We start from the raw sequence: 18764 nt of genomic DNA, 5'->3' as shown, positions 1-18764 counted from the left end.
ACTCTATTTACTGTTGTTACCTGTTCCCTAAGACTAAAAAAACTCTGTACCTGAGTAGTATCAACCTCACTAGCTTGGTAAATGCTATAATATCAAATTCCTTTTTTCAACATCTTCCTCGTCTGATTTTGATCAACAAATAGAGATTTAAGTAATTTCAGTAATAATTAATGCTATAATCTTAAATGGAAACTTTACATTTAGCAAATTAATCAATAAAATGCTGGAAACACCAACTATATCCAACCAAAATGATACTGAATACGATCCCTATCCCTATCCCTATCAAGAAAAATGGTATCCTGTTCACTACATCCAAGATTTAGATAAAACCAAACCCACGCCATTTACATTATTAGGGCAAAATATAGTCATTTGGTGGGATAGAAATAAGCAAAATTGGCAAGTATTTATAGATCAATGTCCCCATCGTTTAGTACCACTGTCTGAAGGTAGAATTAACGAAAATGGCCATTTAGAATGTCCTTATCATGGTTGGTCTTTTGCGGGAGATGGTACTTGTCAAAGAATACCACAAAAAACGCCAGACAGTCAACCAGAAATATCTACCAGAGCTTGTGCTAAAACATTACCAACTATAGAAAAACAAGGATTATTATTTGTATATCCAGGTAATCCCGAAAATGCTGAAAAAACACCAGTTCCTATTATTGAACCCATCGAAGAATCACCACAAGATTGGGTAATTCTTAACACATTTAGAGATATTCCCTATGACGCTTTAACCCTATTAGAAAATCTTTTAGATCCCAGTCATGTAGCATTTACCCATCATCGCAGCATGGGAAATAGAGCAAATGCTGGACCATTAGAATTAGAATTAAAAGAATTAAATCAAGACGGTTTTTATGGCATTTGGAAACAAGGTTTAAACGCCAAACAAACAGGTAAAATTTCCACAACCTTTATCGCTCCTAGTTGTATGTGGCATGATATTAATTCACCAAAAGCCAGAATTATTACATCTATTTATGCCATACCCATCAGAAAAGGAGAATGTCGAATTATTGCCAGATTTCCCTTTAAATTCAACTCCAAAATTCCTCAATTTTTCCTAAAAATTAGACCACGTTGGTACTATCATCTAGGACAAAATATAGTATTAGAAGATGATCAAATCTTCCTGCATTATCAAGAACGTCATTTAGCTACACAAGGAGGTAGTGCTAACTTTAATAAAGCCTTTTATTTAGCTACTAAAGCTGATACTTTTGTCTCTGCATTACGGGAATGGGTAAACAAATATAATGCTGAAACATTTCCTGGAGAACCTTTACCTCCATTAATTACTAATAAAGACATTCTCCTGGAAAGATATCATTCCCATACAGAAAAATGTGCCAGTTGTAAACAAGCATTATCTACCATTAAAAAAATTAAATTCGCTTGTGCAATTATCGCCATTTTGACCCTAGCAACTAGTCCTTTAATTGCGATTTTTATCAAACAAAATTCCATGGTATTAGCTACCCTAGAAACAGTAATTCCTTTGTTATTTAGTGCTGCATGGTGGAAATTAAATAATCTAGAAAAGAAATTTTATCAAGGAGAAATTATACCACCTCGTAATTTAGATTAATCAAACATACACCACATTCCATCTACACGAGGTACACTATGAACAGGCAAGATGCCTGTGTTACAAGGATTTTATCATTACCTGATAATGTCAAAAAATGCTGTATTTACAGGCATCTTGTCTGCATTTTTATTAATTTGTGATAGTTTCCATTAAGTTGTACAATACTGATTGCATTTTCACATTACTTTACATTAATCACAATATGCAAGCAAACTTTTTAACAACTTTTGTGTTACCTACGGCTTTAGGTATTATTATGTTAGGAATGGGACTATCTTTAGAATTAAAAGATTTTAAGCGTGTAACTGAATTTCCTAAGTCTATAGCAGTTGGTTTATTTAGTCAACTATTTATTCTACCAATTATTGGTTTTCTAATTGCTAAGACTATACCCATGCAGCCTGAGATAGCTTTAGGATTAGTCATAGTTGCAATTTGTCCTGGTGGACCTTCTTCAAATCTAATTACATTCCTTGCAAAAGGTGATGTGGCACTTTCAGTTACTTTAACAGCTTTCAGCAGTATAATTACAGTCGTTACAATTCCCTTATTAGGAAACTTAGCCTATGAACATTTTATCGGAGAAACAGCACAAATCGCTCTACCAATTGGCAAAACTATACTACAAATTTTCTTAATGACACTATTACCAATTAGTGTAGGAATGTCCATAAAACAAATGTTTCCTCAAGTGGCCAATTCTTTAGAAAAAACCACTAACATTTTCGCTGCATTATTCCTAGCTATCATTATTATTCTCTTAGTTATTCGTGAGTGGAATCGTCTTCCTGAATTTATTTTTCAAGCTGGATTAGGTGTGATAATGTTAAATACGATTTCTATGCTTGCTGCATTTAATATTAGTAAATTGTTTAACCTCAATTTGCATCAAAAAATTTGTATTGCTATTGAAGTAGGCATTCAAAATGGTACATTAGCTATAGCTATTACTGCTGGTTTACTTAATAACCAAAATATGGCAATTCCCGCAGCACTTTACAGTTTATTTATGAATATAACTGGGTTTATTGCTATTATATATGGTAGAAATTTAACAGCTATTAATGAAGTTTAAAAACCCATATTTTCCCAAAATTATGATGATCACAAAACCATGAAACACTACATAATTTATGATGGACAGTGCAATCTTTGTGTTAATGCTGTAAGATTTTTAGAAAATATAGATCAGGGAAAATTGTTTAATTATGTTCCCATGCAAGATGAAAAAACATTAACACAATGGGGAATTACTCCCCAACAATGTCAGCAAGGAATGATTTTAATTAACCATGATTTTTCCCAAATTTGGCAAGGTAGTAATGCTATTGAAGAAATTGGAAAACTATTACCTACCAATACTTTTGTAGATGTTTATCGTGCGTTACCTGGTATGAAATGGTTAGGGGATAAATTCTATGAACAAATCCGCGATAACCGTTATACTTTATTTGGTAAATGTGACACTTATCAATCTATTTATTGTGTTGATGGTAGTTGTAATATTCTGTAATAATACTCGTTAAGCATGGCAAATTTAACAAAGATAAGGATATTGGATAGGTTGTTTTTTACAGTTATATCCAGTATTTTATCTAGTAGTTTCAATATCCCTCTGTTTGTGAAGTCTTCCTATGTCTAAAGTTAATTTTCATACTCCTGGATGATAACTACAAGGAGGTAAAATTAAATGATGATTCTGTATAGGTAAAATAATCACAGAATCCGCTTTTTCTACTTGCCAATATTCTAATATATTACCATAATTATCTTGCAATTTTTCACCAATTACTGTTAACCATTTTATTCGTAATTGTAAAAATCTATCTTGCAATTTCCATATTTTTGATTGTTTATTAACCTCTTTCATAGATATTCCTCTAATTTTTGTAAAAAAGTTCTAATTTTTGTGAATTTCCTGATAGTTAATAATCACAATGGTATAATTGACATAGCAAAATTATAAAAACCAGCTTTCCTAGCTAACAACATTATGAATCAACCATTAACCCTCAATAAAAATGAATTGTTAAAAAAAGGCTCTCGCGGTGCAAAAGTTAAACAATTGCAAGAAATATTAACATTTCTTAAATTTAATCCTGGTACAATAGATGGTGATTTTGGTAATAACACTTTAGCCGCAGTTAAGGACTTTCAAAAACAACAAAAATTATCAGCAGATGGTATAGTAGGTGAAAATACTCAAACAGCTTTAAACCTAGCTTTACAAGCTGTTAAAAAACCTCAACCAGTTACAGTAAAACCAGAAATAGGAACCACAACAGTCAACCCCACAAATACTAATGCAACAGTTGGTAAAGTACCCCTTTGTGGCGTAAATTTAATTAAGGAGTTTGAAGGTTTTTTTGAAAATGCTTATACTGATCCTTTGACTGGTAATAAACCTATTACTATTGGTTGGGGTTCTACTCGCAAAAAAGATGGTAGTGAGTGGAAATTAGGTGATAAAATTACTAGAGATGAAGCGCAAGAACTTCTAATTACGCAATTAGAAAATAACTATTTACCACCTTTGGAAAAAATTCCTGTTTGGCCAGAATTAAATATTAACCAAAGAGGTGCTTTATTAAGTTTTGCTTATAATTTAGGTGCTAATTTCTATGGTGCTGCTAATTTCCAAACTATCACTAGAGTTTTAAGAGATAAAAAATGGGATGAAATAGAAGCAGCATTTTTAAAATATGTCAACCCTGGTAGTCGTGTGGAGGCTGGTTTAAGAAGAAGAAGACTAGCAGAAGCTAAGTTATTTTTAACTCCTGTTTAGTCAAATATATCCTAGATATCCAACTTTTAAAAAAACTTGGGTATCTGATTTTTACAATATTTTATGCTATACAATTTTATTATTTTGGTGTTGCTGAATTGGGGTATGATATTTATTTAGCGCATCAGCTAAGGGAAGCACTTGCGTTAGACGCAAAGTTTCAAATTTTGAATTTCTCAATTTCATACCTGAGTTCAGCAACGCACATTTAAGTAGTTGTTTACTATATAACACTATCTGATACTTATTACTATTGCTTATGAAATTGCCAGAATAGATAATAAATATCTATGAAAGATAATAATTAAGATTTTTGAGAATTATAAATTTCCTCATAAACAAAGAACTATTCTGGAAATAGACATTTTATCACTTGAATAACTGCAAGAATATGGATATTGAGGAACTTACACAGCGTTATTCTGCTGGGGAAAGACATTTTCCCGCAGCAAAACTATCTAAAGCTAAATTAATGAATGCTTATTTACCAGGAATTAATCTTTGGGGAGCGGATTTAAGCGAGGCTAATTTGGATAAAGCAAGACTTTGGGGTGCAAATTTCGGTAGTTCTAATCTAGCTAATGCAAATTTAACTAAAGCTAATTTATGTGGTGTGAACTTTACTGAAGCTAATTTACGTGGTACTAAATTACAGCATACTAAAATTTATGGGGCTAATTTTCATGGTGCGTATTATGATGATAGTACCAAGTTTCCCAAAGGTTTTGATCCCATTGTTCATAATATGCACAAGTTGTAATTTTCAATTATCGGCGTTGCATAAGTGCGGGATGTTTTTTGAGCATAGAGACGTTTCATAGAACGTCTCTAGTTGGGTTTTGAATATATGCAAAATTGCCCAGTTGTTTTCATCTCAAGAATTAGCAATGTCCAATTATCAACTGTTTTCTATCCAGATATTCAATTCGTACCTAATTCGGGGAGCTTTATGTTATGATTCAGGGATATAATTAGTGATCATTGCATTGTATATCTATGCAGTCTAATAAATAATGCGATCGCTCATTATTCTCATTAAATAATTATTTGACTTTTTATGGTTATTCAAGTTTCGTATACCATGATTATGGTAAGAATTTGAGAAATTTTAAGGAAAATTTAAGTTTAATGTAAATAAATGTAAAGTTTTGCATGGTAGTGATTATCCACCTTGACATTTTACCGTTAAAAAGTAATAAAGTCAAGCAATGCAGTTTTTATGGAAAAGTAGAAATTTTTTAGGATAAACTTGCAGATGCGATTATATAAAAGTTAAAATACATTGGTTCCCTAATATGATTAGTTATCTTAAAGGTATTGTTGCTGCTATCCAAAAAGTTACACCTAACCGCCTCATTCTTACCTTAGAAGTGAATGGTATAGGTTATGATTTACAAATTCCCCAAAGGTTAGCAAACCAGTTAAGTGATGCTGGGGAAATTGTGCAAGTGTTTACTTTTTACCAACTACGGGACGAAATACCTCTATTATACGGATTTTCTTCCCCTGCGGAACGGGATTTATTTCGTCATTTGTTGTCTGTTAGTGGTATTGGTGCTTCTTTAGCGATCGCTCTCATAGATACTGTAGAATTAGCTGAATTAGTACAGGCTATTATTGCTAGTAATATAAATATTCTCATTCAAGCACCGGGAATTGGTAAAAAAACCGCCGAACGCATTTGTTTAGAATTGAAAAGCAAACTGATAGAATGGCGGAAATCAGCAGGTTTCTTTGTAGCTACAGGGGGTCCAGCACCGGGTATTTTAGAAGAAGTACAAATGACTCTGTTTGCTTTGGGATATACAGCGCAAGAAGTTAGTCATGCTTTACACACTATCTCTGAAGATATTGGTTTGCCAAAAAATGCTTATGTAGAGGATTGGATTAAACAGGCAATTGCTTATCTAAGTAAAAGTGAACTAGAGTCTTATAAACACTAATACTATGAATAATCCTTATGATTGGATAGATAAATCTTTAGAGACTATACATCGGGCTAATTGGTATCGTTCGCCACAAACAATTAGTAGTCTTCCTGGTGCAATAGTTACCATAGCAGGACAAGAAGTGATTAATTTCGCTAGTAATGACTACTTAGGATTAGCAGAAGACGAGAGATTAAAAATAGCAGCAATTAACGCTATTCAAGAGTTTGGGACAGGAAGTACCGGATCTCGTTTACTAAGTGGTCATCGTCAACTACATAGAGAACTAGAACAGGCGATCGCCTCATTAAAACAAACTCAAGACGCTATAGTATTTAGTTCTGGTTATCTAGCCAATCTTGGTACAATTAGTGCCATAGTGGGTAAACGAGACTTAATCCTTTCTGATGAATATAACCATTCCAGCTTGAAAAAAGGAGCTATTTTAAGTGGGGGAACTGTTAGAGAGTACCCCCACAACAATACAGATATTCTCAAAACCATCCTCCAGCACCACCGTAATGACCATAGAAGGTGTTTAATCATCACAGATAGCGTTTTTAGCATGGACGGCGATTTATGCCCCTTGCTTGACATTATAGACCTAGCAGAGCAGTTTAACTGTATGTTACTAGTAGATGAAGCTCATGCTACTGGCATTTTCGGAAAAAGCGGTGCTGGTACTGTAGAACACTTTAACTGTACAGGTAAAGAAATCATTCAAATTGGTACATTGAGTAAAGCATTAGGTAGTTTAGGGGGATATGTAGCTGGTAGTACCCAACTCATTGATTTTTTGCGTAATCGTGCCTCAACCTGGATTTATACAACTGCATTATCACCGGCAGATACAGCAGCAGCCTTAGCAGCTATTAATATAGTGCAAAGTGAACCAGAACGTCGTCAAAAACTTTGGCGAAATGTTACCTACTTGCGAGAATTAATTAGAGATGATGTATTAAAGTTAGAAATATTACCGAGTGAATCAGCGATAATCTGTTTTACACTACCTAACCCCAATACAGCATTAGAAATGAGTCGACGGCTAAAAAAAGCAGGGATATTTGCCCCTGCAATTCGCCCTCCCACAGTTCCCACCAGTAGGATTAGAATATCTTTAATGGCCACTCATGAAATATTACATATTCAGAAATTAATAGAAGTGATACAAACGTGAGAATAATCAGTAGGATAAATGATTAAAATATTCAACCTCATAATTGTCAATTTAGATGATGTAATCTACATTTAATTTGATATTTATTTGATATGGAATTGATAAATTATTTGCTTATTTGCTGAAATATCCAATGAAATTATTATCCATATCATAGAAATTGACTACTGATGGCTAAATAATAAAAACCAGTGAAGAACAAGTTAAAAAATATGATCTTGATTTTATGATATTAATATGCTGTAGTCGTCCTCAAATATATTATACAGCAGTTTCCGTTATTATGAGGTACAGATGTTAATGATAAAACTCTTGTAACACACTCATCTTGCTGTGTTCATAGTGTACCTGTAAATATCAAAATTGTTTTCTTTTCTCACTCCTCACACTTCTGACTTCTCATCAGTTATGTCTTATCATGATTCTCCAGTGTTAAATCAAATTTCTACCCTTGTTTGTCAAACCATTATTTCTATTCAACAACAACAACCAGAATTATTAGCTGACAAATACAAAAAAATTAACTGGCAAACATCAGTAAACCAATCGGCTTTAAGTAAAAAAATTATCACTATACTGAGTCAAGCGGAAAATTGGGATGAATTATTACATAAGCTAGAATTTTCTTTAAAAGCACTTGTGAAACCTCCAGCTTTTAAATTACCAATTTTATTGGATTTTTTCAGTGCTGTGGAATTATTAAATAAACAAACAAGTGGAGAAATAAATGAGGAGGTAAATGAGGAAAAATGGATTTTCAACTATAGAAATTTACCTCCAAGAATTATTAATGGTATTGCTGCTTTATTATTAGATGCAGAAAATTTACAACTGAATGCGAATACAGAAAAGTTTTTAACTACTATTTGTCATTGTCCATTACAGATTAAAATTGCCTTTGCTAATTGGTCAAATAGAGGTAAATTAGATGTAGAATTACATGAACGCGGATATGATTTAATTCATGTTCCTGTAGGGAGAGATAATGCAGATGGGAAAATGATTGCGGTAGGTTCATCAATTCATGAACGTTATCACAATGTGAGAGAAGTATTTGTTTGTTCTTCAGATAAAGTGATGACAAATTTGTGTAATATCTTGCAACAAAATGGCATTTTAGTATATCAAGTAAGTCAACATGGTGATAAAATCGTTTTATTGAACAGTTATACAGGAGAAAGTAAAATTCATACTATTAAAAATATTCCTGATTTACCATCTTTAGATAAGTTTATTGTCCAATTAAAAGATATTATTAGAAATCAACAGAAACAAACTGGTCATTATTGGATTAAATTATCTGTTGTTTCTAAATTATTTAAGTCTAAATATCATATCACTATTACCCAAGTGGTAGCTTACTATTTTCCTGATAAAAAATCTAGTGATGTATTTATGCAATATCCCGCAGATTTTGTAGTTCATCAAATTGATGAGAAGTCAGAATTATATATAACTATTTTTGATAAAAATATTTCTCATATTTCTAGTATTTCTAATATTGCTAATATTGCTAATTTAGATCATCAAAACCACCAGAAGATGATGAATAATTTACCAGATACTATGATTAATTCATCAAGTGATTTAGAAAAATCTTTGCAGAAAATTATGGCTAATTTAACTAATAATCAAGCTAATATTTATATTGATATTGGAATTTTAAGTAGTAAATTTTGTCAAGAATATGGTAAAGCTATTACTCAACAGCTTAAAGAGTTACAAATTAATGGTAGTTTTGTCAAGTTTTTACAGTCTTGTGGTTCTTTACAAGTTCAACAAAATGGGCAAAAATGGGAGGTAGGAATTAGATTATAAGAATGCAAAGAAGATGGTTATTATAGGAATGCAAAGAAGATGTTTATTATAGGAATGCAAAGAAGATGTTTATTATAGGAATGCAAGCAAGATGCTTGCACTACTTTTGTTAATAGACAGTAAAGGAATTAACTATTTCATCAATACTGCGTTGTAATTTTTTCCATCTTTTTTCAGGAACAGAAGCATTAAAGGTAAAAAGTTTGCCACGACTTACTGCTACACTAGCAACATTATGGCGTTGTTGCTGATTAGGAAGTTGTACTTCATACTCTAATAAATAATAGATTTTACCATCAACTTCTTTTTTGCCAGCATTAATTAATTCTGCTGTTCTTCCTGAGTCTACGGGGGCGAGTGCAGCTTTTCCTAATTTATAGCCTACTTCGCTGGGAGTTCCTAATTCTGTTAAGGTTTTATTTTCAGGTACAGGACTAATCACAACAGAAACATTTTCTGATACTTCAATTAAATCATGAAATACCACATCTGGACCATTAGCAAGTTTAACTTGTACCCAGCCATTAGGATAGGAAAATTGATAACCATCGGCAGTATCTACAAAACTTTTTAATCCCGCAGCCATAGCGATATCAGGGTTAGTAAAACTGAAACTAAATACTAATAATAAAATTAGGGTAATTTTTCGCCACATTTTTGAAAATTCCTGGATTAAGGTTGTTGAAGATTAACTTTATCATTTTCTCACATAAGTGACATTTTAGATCCCTTAACTAAAAGATCCCCGGCTTGTTGAAGAAGTCGGGGATCTGGTAACTTACTTTTGTAGTTTACTTAATTCTAAAAATGTGCATTCCCAAACTAGTCGAGGTTGTGCATAACAAAGTAGTTGTTTTCTGGTTTTTTCTAGTTGTTCAATGATTGTGGTTTGATGATATTCTTGCCAGTAACATTGTTGTAAATAGTCAATTAACCATAGTTGAGATTCGCTGTCTAGTTCTTTATCAATTTTTTTTCCTAGTTCTAGTGCTTGACGATAATTTGTGGGTAATTTTTTGAGTTGGGTTAGTAGTTCGCTGGAAATATTTTGTAGTTGTTTAAAAGCAGCGATCGCATTTCCTGGACTTCCTGCGGCTATTTGCAATATTTCTGGATGTGCTAAAATTTCTCGATGATTGGTGTTGGTTAATATCTGTTGCATTCCTTGACTATCTAGGCGATAAAATGGGATTTTTTGACAACGAGATACTAATGTTGTTAAGATAGATTCGGGGGAAGGTGCTAATAATATTAATGTGGCTTTTCCCGGTTCTTCTAATGTTTTCAATAACGCATTAGCCGCAGATTCGGCCATGGTTTCTGCTTGTTCTAATACTACTATATTTCGTGGTGCTTCTAAGGGGGGACGAGAGAGAAATTCAGTAATTCCTCTAATTTGTTCTAAACGAATTACTGGGGGAGTTTTGCGTTTTACACCTTTTTCTGCTGCTTCTACTGCGGTTAATCTTTGTCCTTGATATTGATAAGTTGGTTCTACCCATAATAAGGCTGGATGGTTTCTTTGTTGAATGCGTTTTTGTAAAGTGGGAAGTTGACTGGTTTCTATATTACTAGAAAAGATTAATTCAATAAAACATTTTGCTGCTAAACTTTTACCAATACCATCAGCCCCAACAAATAAATAAGCTGGTGCAATGCGATGACATTTAACGGCTTGGGTTAATAATTCTACTGCTTGTGTTTGTCCTACTAATGGTGAAAACATGATATTTTAAGGAGATCAAGGAGTCAGAGGTTTCAGCCTGCCAACTTCTTAAAGAAGTTGGGGATATTTTAGGCTATGAAAAAAAGCGATCGCTGACAATTTTTTTGATCATACTTTCTATGATATGTTTATCTAAATTACCATCTATTCTCACAATTTCATCAGGAAATAATGTAGCTAATTCTGTATATCCTTGTTGTACTCGACGGTGAAAAGCGATAGTTTCCTGTTCAATTCTATCTAATACCATTTCTCCCCCTTTTTTCCTGGCTAAACCAATAGTAACATCCACATCCAACCAAATAGTTAAATCACTTTTTAAACCTTGAATAGCCATGTCATTTAGGCCATTGATAATCGCCATATTCAAACCTCTACCATAACCTTGATAGGCAATGGTAGAATGAATATAGCGATCGCATAAAATATACTTTCCTGCTAATAATTCCGGTTTTAACATCTGTGCTATATGTTGTGCCCTATCCGCAGCATATAATAGTAATTCTGTCAACTCAGAAATTACGTAATTTTCTGATTTTTGCAATAACAAATGGCGTAAATGCTGGCCTAATTCTGTACCTCCTGGTTCACGAGTGATTATTGCTGATCTACCCAAATCAGTTAGCCATTGATAACAACACTGTATTTGTGTAGATTTACCACAACCTTCTACCCCTTCAAAAACAATCAATTTACCGCTCATATAGTTAAAAATAATTACTTTTGTAAAGTGACTTGTAAAGTCATTTTAAAAAAACTACCATATTATGCCAAATTTTCCCAATTTAAGCTAATGTGCAGCACTCACTGTATAATTAAAAAACCTGAAGTTAGAGTAGCACAAGCATCTTGCTTGTATTAATTATTCAAGTTAAAGGCACAACAGCTTAGCTACCTACTACCAATGGAAAAGCCACCTAATTGTTTAGGTGACTTAAAACATCTACTATGTATGATTTTTAAGTGTATCAAATTTTTGAGAATTAATCAAGACAATTAGGAATACCTAAAACAGTGCAAGGAAAATTACCGCCTAAACTATCAATCAAAGGATGATCCGCAGATTGACAACCTAAAAACAAGGCATCAGCAGCTTCTAATTCTGCTACTTTTCTCAACTCACTAGATAGATTACCAAATCGCAAATGAGACTTAAAATAACTTTGCCATTCTTGAGCCAAAGTTTTAGCTTGCCAAATAATTCTATCGGCCTTAGCAGAAATAGATGTGTTTACTAACTCAGGTTTTAACGGAGTTAATACCCTTAATTTTGAAATAGATAAATCACAAACTGGATTTTCACTAACAAGCTGATTTTTAAGATAATTCAAGTTATGATAATCATGAGAAACTAGATTTTCTTCTGATACATAAACAGCCTGAACATTCACTTGAATATTAGTAGCTAAATGGGTTTGATGGGCAATACAAAAAGCTATATCTAACGCCGTGTGACTATTAGGAGAAGCATTATAGCCCACAATTAAATTGATGGACTTTTTAGATGAATCTTGTTGATCAACAGAGTTTATAGATTCAGGCAATAATACCATTTGATCAACGAGATCATAACGACCAATGGTATTTTGTAATCTTGCTAACAATGGCTTAACTTTCACAGCTTTAACTTCTCTCCCTTGAAATGAGCAATTAATGAGAAGCAGGGATATCAATTTGAGATGGTAGATATGATATTTTAGATTTATTTGCAGTCTAAAATCATCAATTTACAATCTGTAATTGATTAAGAAAACCCCAATAAGAACTGATAGAACAGCTAAGATTTGGAGGTTCTTTCCATTGCCGACGGAGTTAGCTGACGGGCTAAGACTGGAAGGTGTCTCTCAATTAAGATTCGCCCCAAACATTGGTTCCTCCGCTTTCAATTCAGCTTTCATGAATTAAAATTAGGCTACCCACTAGATAATACTATTCCACCTACTTCCGATAAAGTCAAGGTCAACAATATTTAGATTATGCTTGCAGAGGGTATCTAAATAGTTGATTTTCCGAAAATTTCCCTGATATTTAATAATTCTAAATTTCTAAATTTTTGTATCAAAATTGAGAATATTGACTAATTTGTAGGTAATAATAACTACGAGAATGATCACAACAAAATTGTTTTGATTACACAGTAAATTTAAAAACAGTACAATAATCACTAGATAAGATGATCATTGTTTACACCATTGAATCTTGTAAATTGTGATTGCAATTAGCTTATCATTAAATATCATCTGTTCGCAATGATAATTTTAACAGGGAAAAAAGCATTTTTTAACACATTATCTACTCACACAAATTGTTAATTCCTCAAAAGGATTTTTTGAATCTACATTATAACGAAGTTCTGCAATGTTTTCTGAGACAGAATCAAATAATGGTTCAATAATAGCCCTGACTTGTTCAATATTACAATTACTATCTAATTGCTCAGGTATACAGGATCAGAAGCTACATTACCCGAATCTCATCAAGACTATTAATCATCACATCTGCACCTTTTACGTGATCAGCGTGATTAATCCAACTAATTCCTATACATCCTGCTGCTTTGGCGTTACGTGCCATCTGCATATCTCCAACAGAATCACCAACCATTAATGTATATTGTGGATTTACTCCCAAAGCAGTACAGGCTTGAATAAAAAATGCTGGATCTGGTTTACCTAGTCCAAAGTCTACTCCCATCCCTAAGTGAAAATAATCATTTAACTGATGTATTTCTATAAAATTTTTCACGCTGTCGGTAGAAGCAGCAGAAAGAATACCTAATTTTAATTCTGTACTAGCAAGGGATTTTAAAAGTTCTACTGTACCTGGAAATAAGGGAGCAGGTTGTTTACTTGCATATTCTTGAGCTTGAGACAAAGCTGTACAAGCGATTTTTAAACTAGCAAACCAACCTCTACCAGTTTCTGCAATGTAAGCAGCAGCAGCTACTTCTGTTTCTCTACGAGTCGCTACAGATATTAAACCAGCCGGATCTAAGCGATCGCCATTTATACCAAAAGCCATTAATAATGGTTCACCAATTCCAGGAATTTGTGCATCTATGATTCTGGCAGTTTTTTGTCCTAAATTCCGCAAAAATGTTTGAGAATCTTCTAATGTGCCATTTTTATCAAATAAAATCCCTTGAATATTGGTAAAAACAGTATCTTTGCATTGAATAGTAATCAAAATGTGTTACTCCTAAATATCAAAAAAGAGGGATTTTACCCTCTTATATGCTTATTTAATCAGCTAATGTTAGTTTAACATAAGACTAGGATCTTCCCGGTAATATTTTAAGAGAGCGATCGCAGTCCAAATGAATGCACTACAATTATTCTTCAATAGCTGGGGGAATATCTTCCTCAATATCTGATGCTTGAGGAATTTCTTCCTCAACTACTGTGGATGCTTGTTCAGCTACCACTTCTGCTGGTGCAGTTACACCTTGTTGTTTAGCCAGCAATTGTTCCCGATATTTAGCTGCCATTTCTTCAGCTTTATCATACACCACATCACGGTTTTTGATCATATCCCCTGGTTCGGGTTCTAACTGTTTAGTAGACAGTGAGATTCTTCCTCTTTCTGCATCCAAATCAATGATCATTACTTTAACTTCATCATTGACATTAAATACGCTATGAGGTGTATCTATATGTTCATGGGAAATTTCTGATATGTGTAATAATCCGCTTACACCACCGATATCAATAAACGCACCATAAGGTTTGATACCGCGTACAGTACCAATCACTACTTCGCCTACTTCCAAACGGTTCATCTTGCGTTCTACTAAAGCGCGACGATGAGATAGAACTAAACGGTTACGCTCTTCATCTACTTCCAAAAATTTCAAAGGAAGTTCTTCACCTACTAAATCTTCCTTGGGTTTGCGAGTGCTAATATGAGAACCGGGGATAAAGCCGCGTAGTCCTTCAATTCGCACTAATGCTCCGCCTCGATTGGTTGCGAAAACGCCAGAACGAACAGTCGCATCTTCTGCTTGCAACTGCCGAACCCGCTCCCAAGCCCGCATATATTCAATCCGACGAATTGAAAGGGTAAGCTGACCATCTTCATTTTCATCTGTAAGAATGAAAAATTCCCGTGTTTCGTTTGATTGTAAGACTTCTTCCGGGCTATCCACCCGGTTAATAGACATTTCCTGTATGGGTATATATGCTGCGGTTTTCGCACCTATGTCAATCAGAGCGCCGCGCGGCTCTATGCTAAAAACTGTCCCTGGTACGACATCTCCAGGGCTAAAATGATAATCATACTTATCAAGTAGAGCAGCGAAATCTTCGTGAGTAAATCCTATCTCTGTAGTGGCGGTTAAATTCTGATTGACCATGCTAATGTGTTCCTGGTTTTAGTCTCCGTAGAGGTTTTTTTTCATAGGTTTTGCTTATATGTAAATATGAGATACTTACACCGATTTTATAAAACCTAGATTTGCTTAGACTTGATTGCTAACTGTTGTGGGATTTGAGAAACAGTGATCCTGGGAGTGAGCGATCGCGGTCTAGTAAAAGTGATACATTAATTACCGACTGTCAGTAGTTTCTTAGGAAATAAGAAAGTTAGGGTTTACAGTGGGCAGAGTTATTGATTTGTTTATCCTAGCCTATAAAGCTAGTTTTAAAACATATTAACTTCCAGATAGACTATTATATCCTAAAATTTAATGATTAGAGAGAAATATTTAGGAGATCGAGGGGTTAGTATTGAGTTTAGTAAAATTATTTAACTTAGCCGGTTAAAACCGACTTTAGATTTTAGACAGGGAATTAATTCCCTGGCTAATGTCATCCAGTCAGCTTTTTAATTTTTAGCTGATAGCTTCAGAACTTAGTCTTTCTTAGGTTTTCTGTCGAAGCGGGGAGGTTCGCGGAAGGCGATCGCAAAAAATAGCACGCCGATCGCTAAAGTTAAAATCAAGATGTAAGCTACACTTTCCATATTATTAGTTCTGCCTAAGCAGTAATTACTTTTATTGGGAGATTATTGTGACAAGTATTCAGCTTTAGTAATCTTGAGTTAATCAGTATTAGCAAGCTGATAACTAATTACTGACCACTGAATACTGGGATATACTGTGATAAGAAAAGTATGAAGTACAAGATTAACTATGTACTTCATACTTTAGCCAAAATTTAGGCTTCCTTTTTAACGCGAGTGGTTTTGTCTCCAACTTTTTGGAACAGACCCCACTCCACTTGTTCTTCTTCAATTTCCACACCAGCGAATACATCACGGTAGATAGTACGTGAACCGTGCCACAGGTGTCCAAAGAAGAATAACAGAGCAAATACAGCATGACCGAAGGTAAACCAACCTCTAGGAGATGTACGGAATACACCATCAGAGTTTAAAGTTTCGCGGTCAAATTCAAATATTTCTCCACCTTGCGCTCTGCGAGCAAATTGCTTCACATCAGCAGGGTTAGTAAAGGTTTTACCGTTGAGATTCCCACCGTAGAAGCTAACGGTAACACCAGTTTGTTCAAAACTGTATTTAGATTCTGCCCGACGGAAGGGGATGTCAGCGCGGACAACACCATCTTTATCGGTTAAGATTACAGGGAAAGTTTCAAAGAAGTTAGGTAAGCGACGTACAGTTAACTCCCGACCTTCAGAATCAGTAAATACTGCGTGACCTTGCCAAGATTGGGCAATTCCATCACCCTTATCCATTGCACCAGTACGGAATAAACCACCTTTAGCGGGGCTATTACCGACATAATCATAGAAAGCGAGTTTTTCAGGAATTTGTGACCAAGCCTCGGACAAAGAAGCGCCTTGAGCCACGCTAGTTTGCACACGACGCTGAATTTCTTGACGGAAGTAACCTTGATCCCATTGATAACGGGTAGGTCCAAATAACTCGATGGGAGTAGCCGCGTTACCGTACCACATAGTACCAGCCACTACGAAAGCTGCAAAGAATACAGCCGCGATACTGCTAGAAAGTACGGTTTCGATATTACCCATACGAAGGGCTTTATACAGCCTTTCGGGTGGTCTAACAGCCAGGTGGAATAAACCAGCGATAATACCCACGATACCTGCGGCAATGTGGTGAGCCACAATACCACCGGGGTTAAAGGGGTTAAAACCAGCAGGACCCCATTCTGGAGCAACGGGTTGAACACTACCATTGACACCAAAGGCATCGGAAACCCACATTCCAGGTCCAAATAAGCCTGTTAAGTGGAAAGCACCGAAACCGAAGCAAAGTAGACCAGATAAGAACAGGTGAATACCAAACATTTTTGGTAAATCTAAAGCAGGTTCACCAGTGCGAGGATCTCTAAACAGTTCCAAGTCCCAGAAAACCCAGTGCCATACGGCTGCTAGGAATAATAAGCCAGAAAGCACGATGTGAGCCGCAGCTACACCTTCAAATGACCAGAAGCCAGGATTAACTGCTGTGCCACCTGTAACGCTCCAGCCACCCCAAGATTCGGTTACGCCCAAGCGTGCCATAAAGGGAAGTACAAACATCCCTTGTCGCCACATAGGGTTAAGAACTGGATCACTGGGGTTATAAACAGCTAGTTCATAGAGAGCCATTGAACCAGCCCAGCCAGCAACTAAGGCTGTGTGCATTAAGTGTACAGAAATCAGCCGTCCTGGATCATTCAGAACTACTGTATGTACTCGATACCAAGGTAGTCCCATTGACTAGGAGCCTCCGCAATTTAGTTATGTTTACAAAGCAATTTGTAACTGAGGTTCTGAAAATCAGAAAATTCTCTGTGTTTTTTTATTGCTAGTTTTGAGTTTTAACACAGATTCCTCTGTGTTTTGACGATATTGATTAACTTTCTAGGGTTTTTTCACAGGGGCGAAAATTACCTCTAGTTAGCAAATAGCGATCGCCCAGTAAAAAAGAGTATGTTTAAAAAAGTGTAACTATTGACGGGACGCTTTGCAAGTAGGTATTTTCCTAATTCTTGGATAATAGAGGTTTGGTGCTGGGTAATTGCTATACAACACCCTTAAATTATGTAGGTTGGGTTGAAAAACCCAACATTTTCGGAGGTAGGTTAGGTTTCACTTCGTTCAACCCAACCTACCTTACTACTACCTAATTACCAATTGTATATCATGTAGATGACACTTGGCCTGGGCAGTGGCTAATTTTTCGATTACTTGTTCAGCGCTCATTAATCTTTTAAGAACTACTTTACCAATTGCATCTGGTACCAATTCTGGTGTTACTGGTTTAACTTCTATGGTAACAATATCTGCTTCTACAGAATATAGCCATAATAAATCTTCATTTTCCATTAAACAAACATTTAACTGCTTTATTTCTGGTTGTCTACGCCAAGCTGTCATTTGCCATAAACCATCAGAAGCCCATACTCTACCAATTTTCCATCCTTCGGCTAGAAAAAAGTATTTCATAGTCTAATTCTCACTTTTCTAGTACAATTTTTATTCACCTTCAAGATTGCACCCATGAAAATTTACGGAGTAGAAAAAGTAGTGCAAGCATCTTGCTTGCATCCTTAATTAAAATAATGCAAGGATATTACTTGTATTATTTAAGTAATGCAAGTATCTTGATCAAGATTTTTGAAAAATATCAGAATTATTTCAGGAAAATTATTATTTTTTAATAATTTCTCAGAAATTGGAACTTTGTCAACTGTTGCTTCTTGAGATGAAAAAATCATCTTAGGGTTAGTTGTCTCCTATTTTATTAGCTGTGTTACCTTG

The 18764-nt window shown here is 34.7% G+C and carries 18 protein-coding genes and 1 riboswitch; of the genes, 8 read left to right on the top strand and 10 right to left on the bottom strand.

The genetic code is table 11. The features are described from left to right. Nucleotides 1-220 precede the first annotated feature (220 nt). From H6F32_RS11570 to H6F32_RS11560, 3 genes are all read left to right on the top strand, one after another. The gene (locus H6F32_RS11570; RefSeq protein WP_190369480.1) at nt 221-1600 is read left to right on the top strand and encodes a Rieske 2Fe-2S domain-containing protein; all 1380 of its coding nucleotides are present in this window, start codon (nt 221-223) and stop codon (nt 1598-1600) included. Between the two features lie 205 nt (nt 1601-1805). Further along, a complete protein-coding gene (locus H6F32_RS11565; RefSeq protein ID WP_190369479.1) occupies nt 1806-2678 on the top strand; it encodes a bile acid:sodium symporter family protein in 873 nt (290 codons plus the stop codon). A 39-nt stretch (nt 2679-2717) separates the two neighbouring features. Further along, nucleotides 2718-3116, top strand: a complete 399-nt coding sequence (locus H6F32_RS11560) for a thiol-disulfide oxidoreductase DCC family protein (RefSeq protein WP_190369478.1) — start codon at nt 2718-2720, stop codon at nt 3114-3116. Between the two features lie 138 nt (nt 3117-3254). Here H6F32_RS11560 and H6F32_RS11555 read toward each other — a convergent pair whose 3' ends face one another. Further along, nucleotides 3255-3473 carry a hypothetical protein gene (locus H6F32_RS11555; protein WP_190369477.1) on the bottom strand — a complete coding sequence of 73 codons (219 nt, stop codon included), beginning with the start codon at nt 3471-3473 and terminating at the stop codon, nt 3255-3257. A 123-nt stretch (nt 3474-3596) separates the two neighbouring features. Between H6F32_RS11555 and H6F32_RS11550 the strand changes: the two genes are divergently transcribed. The 5 genes from H6F32_RS11550 to H6F32_RS11530 all read left to right on the top strand — a co-directional run bounded on the left by H6F32_RS11550 (nt 3597) and on the right by H6F32_RS11530 (nt 9311). Then, on the top strand, nt 3597-4388 hold the full coding sequence (locus tag H6F32_RS11550; protein ID WP_190369476.1) for a glycoside hydrolase family protein: 792 nt from the start codon (nt 3597-3599) through the stop codon (nt 4386-4388). 391 nt (nt 4389-4779) lie between these two features. Beyond that, nucleotides 4780-5148: a pentapeptide repeat-containing protein gene (locus H6F32_RS11545; RefSeq protein WP_190369475.1), complete on the top strand. Its 369-nt coding sequence runs from the start codon at nt 4780-4782 to the stop codon at nt 5146-5148. A 535-nt stretch (nt 5149-5683) separates the two neighbouring features. Continuing rightward, a complete protein-coding gene (gene ruvA, locus H6F32_RS11540) occupies nt 5684-6331 on the top strand; it encodes a Holliday junction branch migration protein RuvA (protein ID WP_190369474.1) in 648 nt (215 codons plus the stop codon). A gap of 4 nt (nt 6332-6335) precedes the next feature. Further along, the gene (bioF, locus tag H6F32_RS11535) at nt 6336-7493 is read left to right on the top strand and encodes an 8-amino-7-oxononanoate synthase (RefSeq protein WP_190369473.1); all 1158 of its coding nucleotides are present in this window, start codon (nt 6336-6338) and stop codon (nt 7491-7493) included. A gap of 408 nt (nt 7494-7901) precedes the next feature. After that, on the top strand, nt 7902-9311 hold the full coding sequence (locus tag H6F32_RS11530; RefSeq protein ID WP_190369472.1) for an NYN domain-containing protein: 1410 nt from the start codon (nt 7902-7904) through the stop codon (nt 9309-9311). Between the two features lie 109 nt (nt 9312-9420). Here H6F32_RS11530 and psbP read toward each other — a convergent pair whose 3' ends face one another. The 9 genes from psbP to H6F32_RS11485 all read right to left on the bottom strand — a co-directional run bounded on the left by psbP (nt 9421) and on the right by H6F32_RS11485 (nt 18449). Then, entirely contained in the window at nt 9421-9966 is a 546-nt protein-coding gene (psbP, locus tag H6F32_RS11525; protein ID WP_190369471.1) for a photosystem II reaction center PsbP, read from the bottom strand. A 123-nt stretch (nt 9967-10089) separates the two neighbouring features. Then, nucleotides 10090-11037 carry a DNA polymerase III subunit delta' gene (locus tag H6F32_RS11520; protein ID WP_190369470.1) on the bottom strand — a complete coding sequence of 316 codons (948 nt, stop codon included), beginning with the start codon at nt 11035-11037 and terminating at the stop codon, nt 10090-10092. A gap of 73 nt (nt 11038-11110) precedes the next feature. Further along, nucleotides 11111-11740 (bottom strand): dTMP kinase, encoded by a 630-nt coding sequence (gene tmk, locus H6F32_RS11515; protein ID WP_190369469.1) that lies wholly within the window; start codon nt 11738-11740, stop codon nt 11111-11113. A 280-nt stretch (nt 11741-12020) separates the two neighbouring features. Then, the gene (locus H6F32_RS11510; RefSeq protein ID WP_313926628.1) at nt 12021-12656 is read right to left on the bottom strand and encodes a universal stress protein; all 636 of its coding nucleotides are present in this window, start codon (nt 12654-12656) and stop codon (nt 12021-12023) included. A gap of 169 nt (nt 12657-12825) precedes the next feature. Continuing rightward, nucleotides 12826-12961: riboswitch (cyclic di-AMP (ydaO/yuaA leader) on the bottom strand. 533 nt (nt 12962-13494) lie between these two features. Next, nucleotides 13495-14223: an HAD family hydrolase gene (locus tag H6F32_RS11505; RefSeq protein ID WP_190369468.1), complete on the bottom strand. Its 729-nt coding sequence runs from the start codon at nt 14221-14223 to the stop codon at nt 13495-13497. A 145-nt stretch (nt 14224-14368) separates the two neighbouring features. Then, nucleotides 14369-15388 (bottom strand): 30S ribosomal protein S1, encoded by a 1020-nt coding sequence (locus H6F32_RS11500; RefSeq protein WP_190369467.1) that lies wholly within the window; start codon nt 15386-15388, stop codon nt 14369-14371. A 497-nt stretch (nt 15389-15885) separates the two neighbouring features. Then, the gene (locus H6F32_RS11495) at nt 15886-15996 is read right to left on the bottom strand and encodes a photosystem II reaction center protein T (RefSeq protein ID WP_190369466.1); all 111 of its coding nucleotides are present in this window, start codon (nt 15994-15996) and stop codon (nt 15886-15888) included. A 194-nt stretch (nt 15997-16190) separates the two neighbouring features. Next, the gene (gene psbB / locus H6F32_RS11490; protein ID WP_190369465.1) at nt 16191-17717 is read right to left on the bottom strand and encodes a photosystem II chlorophyll-binding protein CP47; all 1527 of its coding nucleotides are present in this window, start codon (nt 17715-17717) and stop codon (nt 16191-16193) included. 405 nt (nt 17718-18122) lie between these two features. Continuing rightward, nucleotides 18123-18449, bottom strand: coding sequence for a hypothetical protein (locus tag H6F32_RS11485; protein WP_190369464.1), 327 nt, complete (start codon nt 18447-18449; stop codon nt 18123-18125). Nucleotides 18450-18764 lie beyond the last annotated feature (315 nt).

The organism is Anabaena sp. FACHB-1237, from assembly GCF_014696225.1.
In the GTDB taxonomy this organism is placed as follows: domain Bacteria; phylum Cyanobacteriota; class Cyanobacteriia; order Cyanobacteriales; family Nostocaceae; genus FACHB-1237.
Note: the sequence above shows the minus strand (reverse complement) of the source record. Positions and strands in the feature narration are given on the sequence as shown.